The organism is Streptomyces sp. NPDC050422, from assembly GCF_044458665.1.
In the GTDB taxonomy this organism is placed as follows: Bacteria; Actinomycetota; Actinomycetes; order Streptomycetales; family Streptomycetaceae; genus Streptomyces.
This window is the reverse complement of the sequence record NZ_JBITIE010000020.1, coordinates 171,230-190,311: the sequence shown is the minus strand read 5'-3', so window position 1 is coordinate 190,311 and position 19,082 is coordinate 171,230. Positions and strand designations below refer to the sequence as shown.

Here is a 19,082-nt window from a genome sequence, read left to right as displayed (position 1 = left end):
AGGGGCCGTGCAGGTCCTACGGTATTGCGATGACCATCCAGCACCGCAGCGACAGTAATGACGGTACGGCCGCCTTCCCCGGCCGGACCGGCCCCGCCGCCACCTCCCAGGCCGACCCGCACGATGTGGGTCCGGTCCGCACCTCGTACGCCCCCGACCGGGACGGCGACCCCGATCCGGGCGAGATCGTCTGGACCTTCGTGCCGTTCGAGGAGAACGACGGGCGGGGCAAGGACCGTCCGGTTCTCGTGGTCGCGCGCGAGACGGCGGGGACGCTGCTCGCCGTACAGCTGTCCAGCAAGCAGCACGACCAGGACCGGGAATGGGTGGCGCTGGGAGCGGGCCCCTGGGACAGCTCGGGCCGTCCGTCGTGGGTCGATCTGGACCGGGTGCTGCGGGTGCACGAGGACGGCATGCGGCGTGAGGCGTGCGCGCTGGACCGCGACAGGTTCGATCTGGTCGTCGAGCGGCTGCGGGAGCGCTACGGCTGGAGGTGACGGGTGACGGCGCCCGTCACGGCCGTGGCTGCTCCACGCGGCCATGGCTGTTCCATGCGGACGTGACGGGCCGCCGACCCGAACGGTCCAGACCCGGTGCGCCGGCTGACGACGAACCCTATGGCTCAACTTCAGCCTGAGGGTTGGCCTTCGGCAGCGAACGCACGCTCGAAGGCAGATCTCGTGGGCGAATCGTCGTTGCGGTCGAGGATTCCGAAGACGATCTGCTCGAAGTGGCCCGCGAAACGTCCGCCGTCGGTGAGCAGCGCGCGGAAGGCGCCCGCCACCTCGGCCGGGTCGTTGCGGAACACGCCGCACCCCCAGGCTCCCAGCACCAGCCTGCGGTAGCCCCGCACCGCCGCGACCTCCAGCACCCGTTCGCCGCGTGAGGCGAGGACGGCGGGGATGCGGTGCGCCGACTCCGGGGTCCGGCTGCGGATCACCCCGGCGTTGGGTGCGGGTGAGGTGAGGAATCCCGCAGCGTACGGGGTGTCGAGCAGCCGGCCCCGGTCGTCGCGGAAGACGGGCACGCCGGGTGAGTGGATGACGCGGTCGGTGTAGAAGGCGCTGCGTTCGGCCCGGTGGTGGGCGTAGTAGTCGGGGGCCCGGAGCAGCGTCGCGTACAGGGCGGAGCCGCGGCACAGGGCCTCCTCCTGCGCCTGTGCCCCGTTGAGATAGCCGCCGCCCGGGTTGCGGGCGGAGGCATAGCTGAGGACGGCGACCTTGCCCGGTTGCTCGCCGGTCAGCCGGGCGGCCGCCTGCAGGCTGCTCTCGCCGGTCACCTCGATGCGCGGTGTGCGGTCTCCGTCCAGTGCGGCGACGTGCACCGGCTCGGGGCCGTACAGCCTGGTACCCGACAGGGCGGCCGTCAGCGCACGCTCGATGCTGACCTCGCGGCCCTGCGGTGTGCGGTAGCTACCCGCCTCGACGATGGTCTCGGTCTCTCGCGCGATGCCGCGCAGCCGGGCGCTCACCGGCCCTCCCCCTTATGGTGCATACGGGGCATCGTCAACGGCCCCACCGCATGAACGCAAGTGAATTTCCGACGCACAGGGGCACTCTTGTGCGATCTCCCGGCAGGGGTTTGGGTAGAACGGTCGCACCGGAACAGGAGGCCCGGCATGTCACCCGACACACCCGGCGAACACGGTCCGCCCGGACAGGCCACGCCCATCGGCGAGGGCGAGGCGGAGGATTTACTGCGCTGTATCTGCTTCAAGACAGGACCGCCCCGCATCGTGGGGGTCGAGCTCGAATGGCTCCTGCACGATCGTGACCGGCCCGATCTGCCTGTCGCGCCGCACCGTCTCGACGCGGCGGCGACGGCCGTCCGGGCGCTGCCGCTGAACGCGGCGCTCACCTTCGAACCCGGCGGCCAGCTGGAGCTCAGCTCGCGCCCCGCCGGTTCCCTGATGGAGTGCGTCAACGACACGGCCGCCGATCTCGTCGCCGTACGCGACACCCTCGGCCGGCTGGACCTCGCTCCGGCCGGGATCGGCGTCGACCCCTGGCATCCGCCGCGCCGTCTGCTGCACCAGCCCCGCTACGACGCCATGGAGATCGCGCTCGACCGGTCGGGCCCGGCGGGCCGGGCCATGATGTGCACGACCGCGTCCGTCCAGGTCTGCCTGGACGCCGGAGAGGAGGAGCCGGGACCGCTCGGGTACGGGCGGCGCTGGCAGCTGTCCCATCTGCTGGGCGCGGTACTGGTGGCCGCGTTCGCCAACTCGCCGTTCCGGCTGGGCAAGCCGGCGCCGTGGCGGTCGACGCGCCAGTCGCTGTGGGCCGACCTCGATCCGCTGCGCACCCTGGCCCCGGCGGGGCAACTGCCGCCCCGGGACGCCTGGGCCGCCCATGTGCTCGACACGCCCGTCCTGTGCATCCGCGGCGGCGAGGGGCCCTGGGAGGTGCCCGAGGGGCTCACCTTCCGTGACTGGATCCGCCGTGGGGAGCCGCGGCGCCCCGTCCGGGCAGATCTCGACTACCACATCACCACGCTGTTCCCGCCGGTACGCCCGCGCGGGCACCTGGAGTTGCGCATGATCGACGCGCAGTCCGGTGACGACGGCTGGCTCGTGCCGCTCGCCGTCACCACCGCCCTGTTCGACGACCCGGAGGCAGCCGAGACCGTGTACCGCACCGTCAAACCCCTGGCCGAGACGGCGGGCCCACTGGCCGCGCCCCGCAATCCGCTCTGGGCCGGGGCCGCCCGCGACGGGCTGACCGATCCGGAACTGCGGGCGGCGGCGGCCACCTGCTTCGACCTCGCCCTGGAGGCGTTGCCACGCATGGGGGCGACGAGGACCGTACAGGACGCGGTGGCCGGTTTCCGGGACCGCTATGTCGCACGAGGCCGATGTCCGGCCGACGACCTGCGGGACCTGCTCACCACGGACCGGCGCCACGGTTCGGCCCATCCGAAGGGGACCCTCTCATGACCGACTCCCCCGCACCCCCGCCGTACGGCCCGCACGACCCGGACGTCCAGGACCCCGAGGTACTCCGTGAACGCGCGCTCACCGCGCTGCTCACCGCCCGCGAGCGCACCGGCCTCCTGACCGACAGTGTGGACGACCACGAACTCACCGCACAGCACTCCCCGTTGATGTCGCCCCTGGTCTGGGACCTCGCGCACATCGGCAACCAGGAGGAATTGTGGCTGCTGCGCGGCGTCGCGGGCCGCGAGGCCATGCGCCCGGAAATCGATGGCCTCTACGACGCTTTCGAGCACCCCCGGGCCACCCGGCCCTCCCTGCCTCTGCTGGCGCCTGCCGAGGCCCGTTCGTACGCCTCACAGGTACGCGGCCGGGCGCTGGACGTACTGGGTTCGACACCCCTGGGTGACCGGCCGCTGGTGCGGTCGGGATTCGTCTTCGGAATGATCGCTCAGCACGAACAGCAGCACGACGAGACCATGCTGATCACCCATCAGCTGCGGACCGGCCCTGCCGCTCTCAGCGCGCCGGAGCCGCCGCCGGCCATCGGTTCCACCTCGCTGCCGCCGGAAGTCCTGGTTCCCGGCGGGCCGTTCACCATGGGTACGTCCACCGAGCCGTGGGCGCTCGACAACGAACGGCCCGCGCACCGGCGCGAGGTGCCCGGCTTCTTCATCGACACCGCACCGGTGACCTGCGGCGCGTTCCGGGCGTTCATCGAGGACGGCGGCTACGCGGAGCGTCGCTGGTGGGCGCCTGAGGGATGGGCGATGGTGCGTGAGCACGAACTGACGGCGCCACTGTTCTGGCACCGGGACGCCGGGCAGTGGCTGCGCCGCCGCTTCGGGGTGACCGAGCCGGTCCCGGCCGACGAGCCGGTGCTGCACGTGAGCTGGTACGAGGCGGACGCGTACGCCCGCTGGGCCGGCCGCAGGCTGCCCACCGAAGCGGAGTGGGAGAAGGCGGCCCGGCACGACCCCGCGTCCGGGCGCTCGCGGCGCTATCCGTGGGGCGACGAGGACCCGACGCCGGAGCGCGCCAACCTCGGGCAGCGCCATCTGCGGCCCGCACCGGCGGGGGCGTACGCCGCCGGGCGTTCACCCTCCGGTGCCGGGCAGTTGATCGGCGATGTGTGGGAGTGGACGTCGAGCGACTTCCTGCCTTATCCGGGCTTCGCGCCGTTCCCGTACCGCGAGTACTCGGAGGTGTTCTTCGGTCCGGAGCACAAGGTGCTGCGCGGCGGTTCGTTCGCGGTGGACGCGGTGGCCTGCCGGGGGACGTTCCGCAACTGGGACCTGCCGGTGCGGCGCCAGATCTTCTCCGGATTCCGCACGGCCAGGGATCTCTGATGTGCCGTCATATCGCCTATGTGGGCCCGCCGGTGCCCCTAGGAGCGGTGCTGACACAGCCGGTGCACTCGCTGGTCCGGCAGTCCTGGGAGCCGCGTCGGCAGCGGCACGGCACCGTCAACGCGGACGGTTTCGGTGTCGGCTGGTACGCGGACGGCGACCCGGTGCCGGGCCGGTACCGCCGGCAGGGCCCCGTCTGGGGCGACCAGACCTTCGCCGATCTGGCCAGGGTGGTACACAGCCGGGCCCTGCTCGCCGCGGTCCGGGACGCCACCGAGGCGGACCCGGACGGCGAGGCGGCGGCCGCGCCCTTCAGCGGCGGAAGTGTGCTCTTCAGCCACAACGGCGCGGTGAAGGGCTGGCCCGGATCCGTGGCACCGCTCGCGGCGACGCTGCCCCCGGCCGAACTGCTCCGCCTCACCGCGCGCTGCGACTCCGCCCTGGTCTGGGCCCTGATCCAGCACCGGCTGGCATCGGGAGACGCGCTCCCGCAGGCCGTCGCGGACACCGTGCTGGAGGTCGCCGGGGCGGCACCCGGCTCCCGGCTCAACCTGCTGCTCACTGACGGCCGCACGATCGCGGCGACGGCCTGGGGGGACACCCTGTGGTATCTCGCCGAGCCCGGCCGGCACGCGGTCGTCGCCTCGGAGCCGTACGACGACGATCCACGCTGGCGCGAGGTCCCCGACCGCACGCTGCTGACCGCGTCCCCCGCCGATGTTCTGCTGACCCCGCTCAAGGAGCCCACCGAGTGAGTCCCTTCCTGCTGACCCGAACCCTGCCGGTGGACGCGACGGACGCGGCGCTGCGCGCCGATGTGCTGAACGGTCTGACCCGGCAACCGAAGACACTCCCGCCCAAGTGGTTCTACGACGCCCGCGGCAGTGACCTGTTCGAGGAGATCACCCGGCTGCCCGAGTACTACCCGACGCGCGCGGAGCGGGAGATCCTGATCGACCGGGCGGCCGAGATCGCGGCCGCCTCCGGTGCCCGGACGGTCATCGAGCTGGGCTCGGGTTCCTCGGAGAAGACCCGGCACCTGCTGGACGCGCTGCCGGAGCTGCACAGTTACGTGCCGGTCGACGTGAGCGAGAGCGCGCTGCGCGGTGCGGCGAACGCGCTGCTGGAGGAGCGGCCGCAGCTGTCGGTGCACGCGTTGATCGCCGACTTCACGGCGGAGCTTTCGCTGCCGGACACGCCGGGTCCCCGGCTGGTGGCGTTCCTCGGCGGCACCATCGGCAACCTTCTCCCGGACGGGCGGGCCGCGTTCCTGTCGTCGGTGCGGTCGCTGCTGTCCCCCGGTGACACGCTGCTGCTCGGTACGGACCTGGTGAAGGACGAGGAGGTGCTGGTCGCGGCGTACGACGACGCGGCCGGGGTGACGGCCGCGTTCAACCGCAACGTCCTGTCGGTCGTCGACCGGGAGCTGGGCGCGGACTTCGCCCTGGACGACTTCGAGCACGTGGCCCGGTGGAGCCCGCAGCAGGAGTGGATCGAGATGCGGCTGCGGGCCCGCCGGGCACTCACGGTGAAGATCCCGGAACTGGATCTGCTGGTGTCGTTCGAGGCCGGTGAGGAGATGCGGACGGAGGTGTCGGCGAAGTTCCGCAAGGACGGTGTACGCGGTGAACTCGCCGCTGCGGGCCTTCGGCTGAGTCAGTGGTGGACCGACTCGGCAGGCAGGTTCGCCCTGTCGCTGGCCACCGTGGACTGAGCCAGCCCGGCCAGTGCGCGGCGACCGTGGACGCTGCCCGCCGGGATCGGCTCCATGACGTGGATCTCGGCGGTCAGCCCGGCCGCCCGCACCACCCGCCACAGGGAGGCGGCCAGCGGATCGTCGCCCACGAACGCGGCGGCTCCCGCCGGGGCCCGGCGCCCCGCGGGAGCGCCGAGGTAGCGGATGCGGACCGGCCGGACCGCGGCTTCGGCGTCGATCGCCGCCTGGAAGGCGGCGGGCCGGAACCGGCCGCCGGGCCCGCGGCCGCACCATGTGCTGCCTTCCGGGAAGACCACGACCGCCGCCCCGCCCCGTAGCGCGGAGGCGATGGCGTGCACGGTCGCGGGAAGCGCCCGCAGCCGTTCGCGCTCGACGAAGAGGGTGCCGCCGAGCGCGGCCAGCGGCCCGAGCAGCGGCCAGTGCCTGATGTCGCTCTTGGCCAGCATCCGGCCGGGGCACACGGCCGCGACCAGCGGGATGTCCAGCCAGGAGATGTGGTTGGCGACGACGAGGACCCCCGGCCCGCCCCGGTGCGCGTCCGTCCGGCCGACCACGCGCACCCGCACCCCGAAGGCGCGGACCACCCCGTACGCCCAGCCCCGGATCAGCCGCTCCCGGTGGGTGCGGCCCAGGAGCAGCGCGAGCGGGGCGCACAACGCGCCGGTGAGGGTGAGCGCGCAGCCGACGGCCAGCAGGGCCGCGGCCGGGAGCGGGTGCCGGGCAGGGCCTTCGTGGGTGGCACAGCCGCGCGGGGTGCAGGGCGAGGCGGACAGCCAGGTGCTCAACTCTGCGGGGCGAACGAGAGGAAGTGGCGCAGGTAGCGGGGGTCGGTGGCGCGCAGCGAGAGCAGGACGTACAGATCGGCGACGTTGAACTCGGGGTCATGGGCGGGCGCGCCGCAGACGCGGGCGCCGAGCCGCAGATAGCCGCGCAGCAGGGGCGGGAGCGAGGACAGCCCTCCGGGACCGTCCGGAAGCACGGCCGGGGGCTGCCAGAGGCGGTGCGGCGAGACCCGGTACTCCTCGGGCGCCAGGTGCTTCGTCCGTACGGTCTCCCAGGCCCGGGCGGCCGCCGTCCCGCCGTCGGAAAGGGAGATCGAGCAGCAGCCGGCCAGCCAGTTGTGCCCGCTGCGCTCCATGTAGCGGGCCAGACCGGCCCAGATGAGGGCGATGACGGCGCCGTCCCGGTGGGCCGGGTGGACGCAGGAGCGGCCGACCTCGACCAGGTCGTCGCGGACGGGGCCGAGCCGGGTGAGGTCGAACTCGCTCTCGGCGTAGAGGCGTCCGGCGATGCGGGCACGCTCGGGCGGGAGCAGCCGGTAGGTGGCGACGATCTCGCCGGTGGCCGTCTCCCGGACCAGGAGGTGGTCGCAGTACGCGTCGAAGGCGTCACTGTCCAGGCCGGGTTCCGGGCCGTCGAGCCGGGCGCCGAACTCGGCGGCGAAGACCTGGTGGCGCAGGCGCTGGGCTGCGCGGACCTCCGTCTGGTCCACGGCGAGCGAGACCCGGTAGCGCGGCGGGCCGGCGGGGGCGGCCGGGCCGGACCGCTGTACCGGGACGGACGGGGAGGCGGGGGAAGCAGGGGAAGCAGGGGAAGCAGGGGAAGCAGGGGAAGCAGGGGAAGCGGCGGGCAGCACATGCATGACGGACTCCGGGACGGGGGTCGGCAAGGGCGGCTGCCGGGCCTCCGCGGGGTTGCGGTGGCCCGGCCCCTCCTACTTCTTCCGTGACCGGCTGGATTCGACGTGTCCGCCATGGGGAGCGTGGATGTGCGACGGCTGAATCCCGCGGTGCGCGGCCGCGCCACCCTGCCCCGGCCCGTGCGGCGGCTGCCGGGTCAGCTGCCCGCGAGGAGCCCGGTGATCTTCTCGGACGCGGACTTGGCCTCGGTCGCCGGGTCACCGCCCTGGAGGACCGCCGTCATGTACGGCTTGATCGGGTTGTCGGCCTCGACGGCCGCCCACTGCGGCGAGTTCGGGGTGGCGTGACCGCGCGCGGCACCTGCGGCCATGGCCGCGGTGCTCTCCTCGCCCTCGATGACATGCGCCAGGGAGGGCTTGTTCGGCACGTAACTCATGGTCTTGGCGAGCTCCTCCTGCCACTTCGCCCCGGCCAGCGCCTTGATGACGTCGAACCCGGCGCTGCGCTGGTCCGCCTTCTGCGGGATGATCAGGTCGGAGCCGCCGGTGAATACGGAACCGGGCGCCTTGGCGGACTTGCCGGGTATCGGGAAGTAGCCCAGCTTTCCCTTGAGTTCGGGGTTCGCCTTCTCGATCAGGGTCGCACTGCTGGGGGTGGAGATGATCTGCGCGACATTTCCCTCGGCGAACACATCGCTCTGCGGGGGCTTTTCCTCGTCCGCGTCCTTGGGCCCGTCGCCGAGCGCCTGAAGTCGGGAATAGAAGTCCATGCCCTTGAGCGCGGCGGGGGTGCCGAGCGCGCCCTGCCAGTCGCCGCTCTTGTCATCGGCGAGTTGACCGCCCTCGTCCCAGATGAATCCGGCGAGCACATACCAGTTCTGACCTGGCAGGTACATGCCCTGATTGCCGTCCTGGTTCAGTGTTTCGCTGTCCTCGATCCACTGCTTGCGCGTCTTCGGCGGACTCTTGATTCCCGCCTGCTCGAACAGGTCCTTGTTGTAGATCACCACACGGTTGGCGGCGTACCACGGGATTCCGTACTGCACGCCGCCGATACTGCCCGGCTCGGCGAGGCCGGGGAGCCAGTCCTCGCTGCCCAGGTCACGCATGGACTCCAGAGTGAGATCGCGCAGATTGCCGCTCTCCGCGTACTGAGCGACCTGGGTGTTCCCGACCTCGATGACATCCGGGGTGTCCTCGCCGGCCAATGCTTCGAGAACCTTCGGCCCGATTCCACTCCAGCTCTGAATCTTGAACTCCAGTTCGACCGAGGAGTGCTCGTCCTCGTACGACTTCTTGAAGCGGTCCAGGAAGTCGGCGGTGACGCTGTCCTTCATCAGCCAGATCGTGACCTTCTTGTCGCCCGAACCGCCCGAGCCGGGCATCATTCCGCACCCGCCCAGCGCAGCGGTGGAAATCAGGGCAATGGCTCCGACGAGCACGCGGTTCTTCACGGGGGTCACCTTCTGCGAAACGGCAGGACAGACTTGCGGACCCGGTGTGGGGGACTGCGGGCTGCGCTCGCACGGGCGTGGCTGGATTTTGGTATGGACCAATCCTTTGGTCAAGACCGGTTCCGGACGGACCGACGCTCCGCGACCTCTCGCGAACCCCGCCGAGGTGGGGCACCTTGGTAAGGGCGAGAGGAGACATACCATGTCCAATCACACGTATCGCGTCACCGAGATCGTAGGAACCTCCCATGACGGCATCGATGCGGCGATCCGCAACGGCGTCGCAAGAGCTTCGGAAACGTTGCACAATCTCGACTGGTTCGAGATCACCCAGGTGCGCGGACAGATCAAGGATGGCCGGATCGAGCACTATCAGGTCGGCCTGAAAGTGGGGTTCCGGCTCGACGACCCGGAGTGATGGCTCCGGCCCCGGTCAGGTGCGCCCCTCGCGCTCCTGTGCGTCCTTCAGGGCGGCCGAGGCGGACGTCCAGCGGGCGCGCACCACCGTGAATCCGGCCAGTTCGGCGGCGTCGCAGACCAGCTCGTCGTCGTCCACCAGCATCCGTACCGTGCGGCCCCGGCCCAGCTGTCGCAGGATCTCCAGCTTGGTCCTGCGGGCCGGCCGCCGGTCGTCGTTGCGCCGCATGTGGAGCCGCCCCTCGGGCAGCCCCTGCCGGGCCAGCCAGGCCACGGTGTCCTTGCGGCAGCGCTCCGGCCGGCCGGTGAGGTAGACGACCTCGCACTCCTCGGCACTGCTCACTGCGAGCCGTACGCCTTCGGGCAGCGGCGGGTCGGCCGGGGCGGCCGAGAAGAAGCCCGCCCAGTCACGCCGGGGGCCCTCCAGGAAGTGCTGGCGGTGCGCGGTGTCGGCGAGCGTGCCGTCCAGATCGAATACGGCCAGGGGCCGGGCGTCGTCGTCTCTCATGTGCCCAGCAAACCAAGACGTGGCGGCGTTCGACGACCTGGCACGGCGGCACCCCTTCACGACCGTGCCCCGGCACCTAGAATCGAACCGTTTGTCCCGGTCAGCCCGCCCCGAACCGTACGGAGCCCCGCCCCGATGCCCACCCCCCACGATCCGTACGTCAGGGTCCGCGGCGCACGCGAGCACAATCTGCAGGACGTCCGGGTCGACATCCCGCGCGACACCCTCACCGTCTTCACGGGCGTCTCCGGATCCGGAAAGTCCTCGCTGGCCTTCGGGACGATCTACGCGGAGGCCCAGCGCCGCTACTTCGAGTCCGTCGCGCCCTACGCCCGGCGGCTCATCCACCAGGTGGGCGCGCCGAAGGTCGGCGAGATCACCGGCCTGCCGCCCGCCGTCTCGCTGGAGCAGCGCCGCTCCGCGCCCGGCGCCCGGTCGTCCGTCGGCACGGTGACCACACTGTCCAACTCCCTGCGGATGCTGTTCTCGCGGGCCGGACAGTACCCGCCGGGGGCGGAGCGGCTGGACTCGGACGCCTTCTCGCCGAATACGGCTGCCGGGGCGTGCCCCCGGTGCCACGGTCTCGGCCGGATCCATCGCACCACCGAGGATCTCCTGGTCCCCGACCCTGGGCTGTCGATCAGGGCCGGAGCGATCGCCGCCTGGCCGGGAGCGTGGCAGGGCAAGAACCTGCGCGACGTGCTGGACGCGCTCGGTTACGACGTCGACCGGCCGTGGCGCGAGCTCGATCCGGCCGACCGCGAGTGGATCCTGTTCACCGACGAGCAGCCGGTGGTGACCGTCCATCCGGTGCGCGACGCGGGCCGGATCCAACGCCCTTACCAGGGTACGTACATGAGTGCGCGGCGCTATGTGATGCACACGTTCGCCGACTCCCGGAGCCGTACGCTGCGGGAGAGGGCCGAGCGCTTTCTGACCAGTGCGCCCTGCCCGGTCTGCGGCGGCAGCCGGCTGCGGCCCGAGGCGATGGCGGTGACCTTCGCGGGCCGTACGATCGCCGACCTTGCGGGCGTTCCGCTCACGGACCTCGCCGAGGTGCTGTCGGCAGCGGACGGGGGCGACACCGCCCGGGTGCTGACGGGGGATCTGCTGGCCCGGATCGGGACGGTCACCGAACTGGGGCTCGGCTATCTCAGCCTCGACCGTACGGCTCCGACGCTCTCCTCCGGCGAGTTGCAGCGGCTGCGGCTGGCCACCCAGCTGCGGTCGGGGCTCTTCGGCGTCGTCTACGTCCTGGACGAACCGTCGGCCGGGCTGCACCCGGCGGACACGGAGTCGCTGCTCGCGGTGCTCGGCCGGCTGAAGGAGGCCGGGAACACGGTGTTCGTCGTGGAGCACCAGATGGACGTGGTGCGGCAGGCGGACTGGCTGGTCGACGTCGGGCCGCTGGCCGGTGAGCACGGCGGCCGGGTCCTGCACAGCGGCCCGCCCGCCGGGCTCGCCGATGTCGCGGAGTCGGCGACGCGGCGCTTCCTCTTCGACGACGCCCCCGTCCCCGTACGCGAGGTGCGCACGCCCTCGGGGTGGCTGCGGCTGCACGGGGTCGACCGGCACAACGTGCGCGGTGTGGACGCCGCCTTCCCGCTCGGGGTGTTCACGGCCGTCACGGGTGTCTCCGGCTCCGGCAAGTCGACGCTGGTCGGTCAGGTGCTGGCGGGCGTGCTGGCCGACCGGCAGAGCATGGACGCCCCGGAGGAGCAGGTGGAGCGGCCGGCACCCGGCTGCGCCTCGGCGGAGGGGCTGGCGGCGGTGGACCGCCTCGTCCAGGTCGACCAGAAGCCCATCGGCCGTACCCCCCGGTCCAATCTGGCGACGTACACCGGGCTCTTCGACGTCGTGCGCAAGCTGTTCGCCGCGACGGACGTGGCACGTGAGCGGGGCTACCGGGCCGGCCGGTTCTCCTTCAACGTGACGGGCGGGCGGTGCGAGACCTGCCAGGGCGAGGGGTTCGTCTCGGTGGAGCTGCTCTTCCTGCCCAGTACGTACGCGCCCTGCCCGGACTGCCACGGCGCGCGGTACAACCCGGAGACGCTCGACGTCACCTTGCGCGGGCTGAACATCGCTCAGGTGCTGGACCTGACGGTGGAGTCTGCGGCCGAGTTCTTCGCGGACACGCCCGCGGCGGGGCGCAGTCTGCGGACGCTGCTCGACGTGGGTCTCGGCTATCTGCGGCTCGGGCAGCCGGCGACGGAGCTGTCGGGCGGCGAGGCGCAGCGGATCAAGCTGGCGGCGGAACTGCAGCGCGCCCGTCGGGGTCACACCCTGTACCTGCTCGACGAGCCGACGACGGGGCTGCATCCGGCCGATGTCGAGGTGCTGATGCGGCAGTTGCACGGGCTGGTCGACGCGGGCAGCACCGTGGTGGTCGTGGAGCACGACATGGCCGTGGTCGCGGGCGCCGACTGGGTGATCGACCTCGGTCCGGGCGGCGGCGACCGGGGCGGCCGGATCGTGGCAGCCGGTCCGCCCGTGGACGTGGCCCGCGCACAGGAGAGCCGGACGGCCGGGTACCTGCGGGCGGCGCTTCACCTCGACTGACCACAACTCCCGCCCCTTCCAGGCCAGTTGTCGACTCCGGCAAGCAAAGAGGAATGAAACAGTAAAGAACGTTGACAGTTAGCTGGTCCAGACCAATCATGGGCATGCCACACGGTCGTTCCTCGCCGTGCGGCACGTGACCCCGGCCGGGAATCACAGGAACGGGCCGCGCCCCTCACCGGGCGCGGCAGACCCGTGCGATACCCCGTTGTCCCACCCCGCTGGGAGCTGCCCCATGAGACGTCCAAGAACTGCCGGCGCCGTCCTGAGCGCCTTGGCCACCGTCGTCGCGACCGCAGGCCTGGTCCTCGGATCAGGCGCCGGCGCACAGGCCGCCGCAACCGCCGCCACTCCCCTGCCCGCGCACGTCTTCGCCCCGTACTTCGAGGCGTGGAACGGCGACAGCCCGGCCGCGCTCTCGCAGGCGTCCGGCGCCAAGTACCTGACCATGGCCTTCATCCAGACGGAGGCCCGCGGTTCCTGCACCCCCTACTGGAACGGCGATTCGGGCACCCCCATCGCCCAGTCCGAGTTCGGCGCCGACTTCACCACCATCCGCTCGCGCGGCGGCGACGTGATCCCGTCGTTCGGCGGCTACTCGGCCGACAACGGCGGCACGGAGATCGCGGACAGCTGTACGAGCGTCGACGCCATCGCGGCGGCGTACGAGAAGGTCATCACGACCTACGACGTGTCCCGTCTCGACATGGACATCGAGGACAACTCCCTGGAGGACAGCGCCGGGATCGACCGCCGCAACAAGGCGATCAAGAAGGTCCAGGACTGGGCGGCCGCCAACGGGCGCTCGGTGCAGATCTCGTACACCCTGCCCACCACCACGAGCGGTCTGGCCGACAGCGGTCTCGCGGTGCTGGAGAACGCGGTGTCCAACGGCGCCAAGGTCGACGTCGTGAACCTCATGACGTTCGACTACTACGACGGCGCATCGCACAACATGGCGCAGGACACCCAGACGTCGATCACCGGCCTGAAGGGCCAACTGGCCGATCTGTACCCGTCGAAGACCGACACCCAGCTGTGGGGCATGACCGGCATCATCGAGATGCCGGGCATCGACGACTACGGCCCGGCCGAGACGTTCACGACGGCCGACGCCACCTCGGTCTACAACTGGGCCGTCTCCAAGGGCGTCAGCACCCTGTCGTTCTGGGCACTCCAGCGCGACAACGGCGGCTGCCCCGGCACCGGCGGCAGCGACACCTGCTCCGGAATCGCGCAGGACACCTGGTACTTCAGCCACACCTTCGCCCCGTTCACGAGCGGTGGCACGGGTCCGGTGACGGACGACTACTCGCTGGCCGTCACCCCCGCCTCGGCGACGGTCGCGCCGGGCGGCTCGGCCACGGCCGCCGTGAAGACGGCGGTCACCTCGGGGAGCGCCAAGACCGTCGCTCTGACGACGAGCGGGGCGCCGGCCGGAGTGACGGCATCCCTCAGCCCGACGTCGGTGACGGCCGGGGGCACGTCGGCCCTGACCGTGAACGCGTCGGCCTCGGCGGCGCCCGGCACGTACTCGATCACCGTGACCGGTGCGGCGGGCACACTCAGCCACGCGGCGAGCTTCACCCTGACGGTGTCCGGTCCGGGCGGCGGCACGGGTTCGCTGGTGAACGGCGACTTCGAGACCGGCTCGCTCGGTCCCTGGACTTGTGAGTCCGGCGGCGCGGTCGTCTCCACCCCGGTGCACGGCGGTTCGCACGCACTCGCCGCGGCGGCCACCTCCTCGCAGACCGGCGAGTGCACCCAGACGCTCACCCTGGCGCCCAACACCAAGTACACGCTTCAGGGTTGGGTGCAGGGGAACTACGGCTACCTCGGTGTCCGTGGCGGCGCGTCGGCGAGCACCTGGGGCTCGTCGAGCGGATACGCCAAGCAGTCGGTGGCCTTCACCACCGGGGCGAGCGGCACGGTGACCGTCTACCTGCACGGCTGGTACGGCCAGGGCACGGTCTACGGGGACGACCTCTCCGTGACCTCCTGACCGGACCGTACGACAGGCCCCCGGTCCCGGAAGCGAGCGGCCTCCGGGGCCGGGAACCGGTCCAACGCCTCAGCGGTGGACCTTGCGGGTCGCCCGCAGCCACTCCTTGTTCATCGCGGAGATCGACGGCAGCGGGATGCCCTTCGGGCAGGCCGTGGCGCACTCACCGGTCAGCGTGCAGCCGCCGAAGCCCTCGCTGTCCATCTGCCCCACCATGTCCAGGACCCGGGTCTCGCGCTCCGGGGCTCCCTGCGGCAGGACGTTCAGGTGGTTGACCTTCGCCGAGGTGAACAGCATCGCCGAGCCGTTGGGGCAGGCCGCGACACAGGCACCGCAGCCGATGCACTCGGCGTGCTCGAAGGCGAAGTCGGCGTCCGGCTTGGGCACGGGCGTCGCGTGCGCGTCGGGTGCGGTACCGGTCGGGGCGGAGATGTAGCCGCCGGCCTGGATGATCCGGTCGAACGCCGAACGGTCCACGACCAGGTCCTTGACGACCGGGAAGGCCGACGCCCGCCAGGGCTCGATGTCGATCGTGTCGCCGTCCTGGAAGGACCGCATGTGGAGCTGGCAGGTGGTGGTGCGCTCCGGCCCGTGGGCGTCGCCGTTGATGACGAGGCTGCACGCGCCGCAGATGCCTTCACGGCAGTCGTGGTCGAAGGCGACGGGGTCGTCGCCGGCGAGGATGAGCTCCTCGTTGAGGGTGTCGAGCATCTCCAGGAACGACATGTCCTGCGAGATGCCGTCCACCTCGTAGGTGGACATGGCGCCGGGGGCGTCGGCGTTCTTCTGGCGCCAGACGCGCAGGTTGAGCTTCATGCGTAGCTCCGCTGAGTGGGGTGGACGTACTCGAAGACCAGGTCTTCCTTGTGCAGCACGGGGGCGTCACCGGTGGCCGTGAACTCCCAGGCCGCACCGTAGGAGAACTCCTCGTCTCGGCGGGCGGCCTCACCGTCCGCGGTCTGTGACTCCTCGCGGAAGTGGCCTCCGCAGGACTCCGCGCGGTGCAGGGCGTCGAGGCACATGAGCTCGGCGAGCTCCAGGTAGTCGACGATGCGGTTGGCCTTCTCCAGCGACTGGTTGAACTCGTCGCCGGTGCCCGGGACCTTGATGCGGCGCCAGAACTCCTCGCGGATCTGCGGGATCCGGTCGATCGCCTTGCGCAGCCCCTCCTCGGTGCGGGCCATTCCGCAGTACTCCCACATGAGTTCACCGATCTCCCGGTGGAAGGAGTCGGGGGTCCGGTCGCCGTCGACGGCCAGCAGCAGGCTGAGCCGGTCCTCGGTCTCGGCCACGACCTCTTCCACCGCGGGGTGGGAGGCGTCGACCTCGTCGTGGTGCGGGTTGCGGGCCAGGTAGTCGTTGATGGTCGACGGCAGAACGAAGTAGCCGTCGGCGAGGCCCTGCATCAGCGCGGAGGCGCCGAGCCGGTTGGCGCCGTGGTCGGAGAAGTTGGCCTCGCCGATCGCGAACAGGCCCGGGATCGTGGTCTGGAGGTCGTAGTCGACCCAGAGTCCGCCCATCGTGTAGTGCACGGCCGGGTAGATCCGCATCGGGGTCTCGTACGGGTTCTCCGCGGTGATCTGCGCGTACATGTCGAAGAGGTTGCCGTACTTCTCCTCGACCTTGGCGCGGCCCATCCGCTCGATGGCCTCGGCGAAGTCCAGGTAGACGCCCTGGCCACCGGGTCCGACGCCGCGGCCCTCGTCGCAGACGTTCTTCGCGGCGCGGGAGGCGATGTCACGGGGCACGAGGTTGCCGTAGGCCGGGTAGACGCGCTCCAGGTAGTAGTCGCGCTCGCCCTCGGGGATCTCGTTCGCGGGGCGGTCGTCGCCCTTGGCCTTCGGCACCCAGATGCGGCCGTCGTTGCGGAGCGACTCACTCATCAGCGTCAGCTTGGACTGGTGGTCGCCGGTGCGCGGGATGCAGGTGGGATGGATCTGGGTGAAGCAGGGGTTGGCGAAGTACGCGCCGCGCCGGTGGGCGCGCCAGATGGCGGTGGCGTTGGAGTTCATCGCGTTGGTCGACAGGTAGAAGACGTTGCCGTAGCCGCCGCTGGCCAGGACGACCGCGTCGGCGAAGTACGTGTCGATCTTCCCGGTGACCAGGTCCCGGGCGACGATGCCGCGCGCCTTGCCGTCGACGATGACCAGGTCGAGCATCTCGGTACGGGGGTGCAGCTCGACGTTGCCCGCGGCGATCTGCCGGGACAGTGCCTGGTAGGCGCCGAGGAGCAGTTGCTGCCCCGTCTGGCCGCGGGCGTAGAAGGTGCGGGAGACCTGGACGCCGCCGAAGGATCGGTTGTCGAGGAGGCCGCCGTACTCGCGGGCGAAGGGGACGCCCTGCGCCACGCACTGGTCGATGATCTCGACGGAGATCTGGGCGAGGCGGTGGACGTTGGACTCGCGGGCGCGGAAGTCGCCGCCCTTCACGGTGTCGTAGAAGAGCCGGTGGACGGAGTCGCCGTCGTTGCGGTAGTTCTTCGCCGCGTTGATGCCGCCCTGGGCTGCGACGGAGTGGGCCCGGCGGGGCGAGTCCTGGAAGCAGAACTGGACGACGTGGTAGCCCTGTTCGGCCAGCGTCGCGCCGGCCGAACCGCCGGCCAGGCCGGTGCCGACGACGATGACGGTGTGCTTGCGGCGGTTGGCCGGGTTGACCAGCTTGGCCTCGAAGCGGCGGGTGTCCCAGCGCTCGGCGACGGGGCCGTCGGGGGCCTTGGTGTCGGTGACCGGGGCGCCGGTCACGTAGTCCGTGTAGTCGTTCATGTCAGCTCACCACTCCGGTCATGACGGCGACGGGTACGGAGACGAAGCCCACCGTCAGCACCAGCGCGAGGACTCCTGCGAGGGTCTTCAGGACGCGGTCGCGGCTCGCGCGGCCCGCGCCGAGGGTCTGTGCCGCGCTCCAGAACCCGTGCTGGACGTGCAGCCCCATGGCGAGCATGGCGACGATGTAGATGACGTTGCCGTACCAGGTGGAGAAGGTGTCGATGACGTTCTGGTACGGGTGCCCGGACTGGAATCCGCCCGTGTGCACGGTCCCGGTCGTCAGGTCCAGGATGTGCCAGACGATGAAGAGCGCCATGATGATGCCGCCGTAGCGCATCGTGTTCGTGGCATAGCTCGCGCGCGGCTTCCTGTGCACGTACTTGCTGGGGCGCGCCCTGAGGTCGCGCCGGCTGAGCTGGTACGCGGACACCGCGTGCAGGACGACGGCCGCGACGAGCACGACACGGACGATCCACAGCGCCCACTCGTGATGCAGGAACGGCTCGCCCATCACCCGCAGCCAGTGCGCGTAACCGTTGAACTCGTCGGAACCGAAGAAGATCTTCAGGTTGCCGACCATGTGGACGACCAAGTAGAGGAGCATGATCAGACCACTCACGGCCATGATCGTCTTCTTGCCGACGGATGAGTCCCAGAGCGTGCGCGTCATGGACGGCCGTCGGTCCGTCCGTGTTGCCAATGCCATGGACACGACGCTAGGGCCGAAGTGCCCGATCAGTCCAAGACATGGATCGGCTCATATTCATAGGCTTGAGCTATCGAGAACGGTAGGCTGAGTGTATGCAGTTCCAGCAGCTCACCTATTTCGTGGCGGTCGCCGAGGCCCGGCACTTCACCCGCGCCGCGGAGGAGGTGCACGTCTCGCAGCCCTCCCTCTCCCAGCAGATCAGGGCCCTGGAGAACGAGCTGGGCGCCGAGCTGTTCAGCCGCGCCCGGGGCAACATCACGCTGACGGACGCGGGCGAGGCCCTGCTGCCGCTCGCCCGTCGCATCCTGGCCGACGCCGACACCGCACGGCACGAGGTCCAGGAGCTGGCCCAGCTGCGCCGCGGCCGGGTCAGACTGGGCGCGACACCCAGCGTCTGCACGGGCCTGCTGCCCGACGTGCTGCGCGCCTTCCACGACCTGCACCCGGGAATCCAGCTGCTGCTGGAGGAAGGCGGCTCGCACGACCTCGTACGGGAACTGGCGCGCGGCGCGCTCGACCTGGCCCTGGTGGTGCTGCCGTTGCCCTCGGCCTCACCGGCCCTGACCACGGTCGAGCTGCTCCAGGAGGATCTGGTGGTGGTCTCCTCTGCGGACGGCCCGCGCCCCGGCCGGGGCGGCACGGTCCGGATCGCGGATCTTCAGGGCGAACCACTGGTGATGTTCCGGCACGGCTACGACCTGCGGGAGCTCACGGTCGCCGCCTGCCGCGCCGAGGGCTTCGAGCCGTCGTTCACGGTGGAGGGCGGCGAGATGGACGCCGTACTCGGATTCGTCCGGGCCGGACTGGGCAGCGCGGTCGTGCCGAGCATGGTCGCCACCCGGGCCGGCCACGACCTGCGGACGACACCGCTGGCGCCGCCCGGACTGCGCCGCACGATCGCACTGGCGCACCGCAGCGACGTGGCTCCCCCGCGAGCGGCGCGGGAGCTGCAGCGCGTGCTCCTGGCCAGCCGGGCGGACGCCGGACCCGCGGGGCCGCCGGACCCGTCCGTCGGCTGACGGGCCCGGCCG

At 71.2% G+C, this 19,082-nt stretch carries 17 protein-coding genes; 9 read left to right on the top strand and 8 right to left on the bottom strand.

Annotation, left to right across the window (positions count from 1 at the left end):
- Positions 1-29: 29 nt before the first annotated feature.
- Complete coding sequence (locus ACIBJG_RS29785; RefSeq protein WP_399312102.1) at positions 30-497, top strand: type II toxin-antitoxin system PemK/MazF family toxin; 468 nt, start codon at positions 30-32, stop codon at positions 495-497.
- Between the two features lie 131 nt (positions 498-628).
- Here the strand turns inward: ACIBJG_RS29785 and ACIBJG_RS29780 are convergent, their stop codons facing one another.
- Entirely contained in the window at positions 629-1,471 is an 843-nt protein-coding gene (locus ACIBJG_RS29780) for a TIGR02452 family protein (RefSeq protein WP_399312100.1), read from the bottom strand.
- Positions 1,472-1,618: 147 nt separating this feature from the next.
- Between ACIBJG_RS29780 and egtA the strand changes: the two genes are divergently transcribed.
- Genes egtA through egtD form a run of 4 tightly spaced genes read left to right on the top strand, consistent with a single transcriptional unit; the run spans position 1,619 to position 5,995 of the window.
- Positions 1,619-2,935, top strand: a complete 1,317-nt coding sequence (gene egtA, locus ACIBJG_RS29775; protein ID WP_399312098.1) for an ergothioneine biosynthesis glutamate--cysteine ligase EgtA — start codon at positions 1,619-1,621, stop codon at positions 2,933-2,935.
- Entirely contained in the window at positions 2,932-4,281 is a 1,350-nt protein-coding gene (egtB, locus tag ACIBJG_RS29770) for an ergothioneine biosynthesis protein EgtB (RefSeq protein WP_399312097.1), read from the top strand. The genes egtA and egtB overlap by 4 nt, the downstream gene beginning before the upstream one ends.
- Positions 4,281-5,036 (top strand): ergothioneine biosynthesis protein EgtC, encoded by a 756-nt coding sequence (egtC, locus tag ACIBJG_RS29765; protein WP_399312095.1) that lies wholly within the window; start codon positions 4,281-4,283, stop codon positions 5,034-5,036. The genes egtB and egtC overlap by 1 nt, the downstream gene beginning before the upstream one ends.
- Positions 5,033-5,995, top strand: a complete 963-nt coding sequence (gene egtD, locus ACIBJG_RS29760; RefSeq protein WP_399312093.1) for an L-histidine N(alpha)-methyltransferase — start codon at positions 5,033-5,035, stop codon at positions 5,993-5,995. The genes egtC and egtD overlap by 4 nt, the downstream gene beginning before the upstream one ends.
- Here egtD and ACIBJG_RS29755 read toward each other — a convergent pair.
- The 3 genes from ACIBJG_RS29755 to ACIBJG_RS29745 form a co-directional block, all read right to left on the bottom strand.
- Positions 5,938-6,783 carry a lysophospholipid acyltransferase family protein gene (locus ACIBJG_RS29755; RefSeq protein ID WP_399312092.1) on the bottom strand — a complete coding sequence of 282 codons (846 nt, stop codon included), beginning with the start codon at positions 6,781-6,783 and terminating at the stop codon, positions 5,938-5,940. The genes egtD and ACIBJG_RS29755 overlap by 58 nt on opposite strands.
- Complete coding sequence (locus ACIBJG_RS29750) at positions 6,780-7,640, bottom strand: GNAT family N-acetyltransferase (RefSeq protein ID WP_399312090.1); 861 nt, start codon at positions 7,638-7,640, stop codon at positions 6,780-6,782. The genes ACIBJG_RS29755 and ACIBJG_RS29750 overlap by 4 nt, the downstream gene beginning before the upstream one ends.
- A gap of 194 nt (positions 7,641-7,834) precedes the next feature.
- Positions 7,835-9,091: an extracellular solute-binding protein gene (locus tag ACIBJG_RS29745; protein ID WP_399312088.1), complete on the bottom strand. Its 1,257-nt coding sequence runs from the start codon at positions 9,089-9,091 to the stop codon at positions 7,835-7,837.
- Positions 9,092-9,293: 202 nt separating this feature from the next.
- Between ACIBJG_RS29745 and ACIBJG_RS29740 the strand changes: the two genes are divergently transcribed.
- Positions 9,294-9,509, top strand: coding sequence for a dodecin (locus tag ACIBJG_RS29740; RefSeq protein WP_359084072.1), 216 nt, complete (start codon positions 9,294-9,296; stop codon positions 9,507-9,509).
- A 15-nt stretch (positions 9,510-9,524) separates the two neighbouring features.
- Here the strand turns inward: ACIBJG_RS29740 and ACIBJG_RS29735 are convergent, their stop codons facing one another.
- Positions 9,525-10,016: a hypothetical protein gene (locus ACIBJG_RS29735; protein WP_399312086.1), complete on the bottom strand. Its 492-nt coding sequence runs from the start codon at positions 10,014-10,016 to the stop codon at positions 9,525-9,527.
- A gap of 135 nt (positions 10,017-10,151) precedes the next feature.
- On the opposite strand from ACIBJG_RS29735, the gene uvrA reads away from it, so the two are divergent.
- Positions 10,152-12,575 (top strand): excinuclease ABC subunit UvrA, encoded by a 2,424-nt coding sequence (uvrA, locus tag ACIBJG_RS29730; protein ID WP_399312084.1) that lies wholly within the window; start codon positions 10,152-10,154, stop codon positions 12,573-12,575.
- A gap of 235 nt (positions 12,576-12,810) precedes the next feature.
- Complete coding sequence (locus ACIBJG_RS29725; RefSeq protein ID WP_399312082.1) at positions 12,811-14,577, top strand: glycosyl hydrolase family 18 protein; 1,767 nt, start codon at positions 12,811-12,813, stop codon at positions 14,575-14,577.
- A gap of 69 nt (positions 14,578-14,646) precedes the next feature.
- Here the strand turns inward: ACIBJG_RS29725 and ACIBJG_RS29720 are convergent, their stop codons facing one another.
- From ACIBJG_RS29720 to ACIBJG_RS29710, 3 genes are read right to left on the bottom strand one after another with little or no spacing between them, the layout of a single operon-like run.
- Entirely contained in the window at positions 14,647-15,393 is a 747-nt protein-coding gene (locus ACIBJG_RS29720) for a succinate dehydrogenase/fumarate reductase iron-sulfur subunit (protein ID WP_399312080.1), read from the bottom strand.
- Positions 15,390-17,339, bottom strand: a complete 1,950-nt coding sequence (locus ACIBJG_RS29715) for a fumarate reductase/succinate dehydrogenase flavoprotein subunit (RefSeq protein WP_399312078.1) — start codon at positions 17,337-17,339, stop codon at positions 15,390-15,392. The genes ACIBJG_RS29720 and ACIBJG_RS29715 overlap by 4 nt, the downstream gene beginning before the upstream one ends.
- Before the next feature lies 1 nt (position 17,340).
- A complete protein-coding gene (locus ACIBJG_RS29710; protein ID WP_399312077.1) occupies positions 17,341-18,048 on the bottom strand; it encodes a succinate dehydrogenase in 708 nt (235 codons plus the stop codon).
- A gap of 95 nt (positions 18,049-18,143) precedes the next feature.
- Here ACIBJG_RS29710 and ACIBJG_RS29705 point away from each other — a divergent pair, with 95 nt between their 5' ends.
- Positions 18,144-19,070 (top strand): LysR family transcriptional regulator, encoded by a 927-nt coding sequence (locus ACIBJG_RS29705; protein ID WP_399312075.1) that lies wholly within the window; start codon positions 18,144-18,146, stop codon positions 19,068-19,070.
- The last annotated feature ends 12 nt before the right edge of the window (positions 19,071-19,082 follow it).

Excerpts from the sequence above, each read along its gene's own strand:
- egtB (WP_399312097.1), top strand. The coding sequence starts at position 2,932 with ATGACCGACTCCCCCGCACCCCCGCCGTACGGCCCGCACGACCCGGAC.
- ACIBJG_RS29705 (WP_399312075.1), top strand. The coding sequence starts at position 18,144 with ATGCAGTTCCAGCAGCTCACCTATTTCGTGGCGGTCGCCGAGGCCCGG.
- ACIBJG_RS29715 (WP_399312078.1), bottom strand. The coding sequence starts at position 17,339 with ATGAACGACTACACGGACTACGTGACCGGCGCCCCGGTCACCGACACC.
- ACIBJG_RS29710 (WP_399312077.1), bottom strand. The coding sequence starts at position 18,048 with ATGGCATTGGCAACACGGACGGACCGACGGCCGTCCATGACGCGCACG.
- ACIBJG_RS29785 (WP_399312102.1), top strand. The coding sequence starts at position 30 with ATGACCATCCAGCACCGCAGCGACAGTAATGACGGTACGGCCGCCTTC.
- ACIBJG_RS29720 (WP_399312080.1), bottom strand. The coding sequence starts at position 15,393 with ATGAAGCTCAACCTGCGCGTCTGGCGCCAGAAGAACGCCGACGCCCCC.
- egtC (WP_399312095.1), top strand. The coding sequence starts at position 4,281 with ATGTGCCGTCATATCGCCTATGTGGGCCCGCCGGTGCCCCTAGGAGCG.
- egtA (WP_399312098.1), top strand. The coding sequence starts at position 1,619 with ATGTCACCCGACACACCCGGCGAACACGGTCCGCCCGGACAGGCCACG.
- ACIBJG_RS29725 (WP_399312082.1), top strand. The coding sequence starts at position 12,811 with ATGAGACGTCCAAGAACTGCCGGCGCCGTCCTGAGCGCCTTGGCCACC.
- ACIBJG_RS29735 (WP_399312086.1), bottom strand. The coding sequence starts at position 10,016 with ATGAGAGACGACGACGCCCGGCCCCTGGCCGTATTCGATCTGGACGGC.
- ACIBJG_RS29750 (WP_399312090.1), bottom strand. The coding sequence starts at position 7,640 with ATGCATGTGCTGCCCGCCGCTTCCCCTGCTTCCCCTGCTTCCCCTGCT.
- ACIBJG_RS29740 (WP_359084072.1), top strand. The coding sequence starts at position 9,294 with ATGTCCAATCACACGTATCGCGTCACCGAGATCGTAGGAACCTCCCAT.
- uvrA (WP_399312084.1), top strand. The coding sequence starts at position 10,152 with ATGCCCACCCCCCACGATCCGTACGTCAGGGTCCGCGGCGCACGCGAG.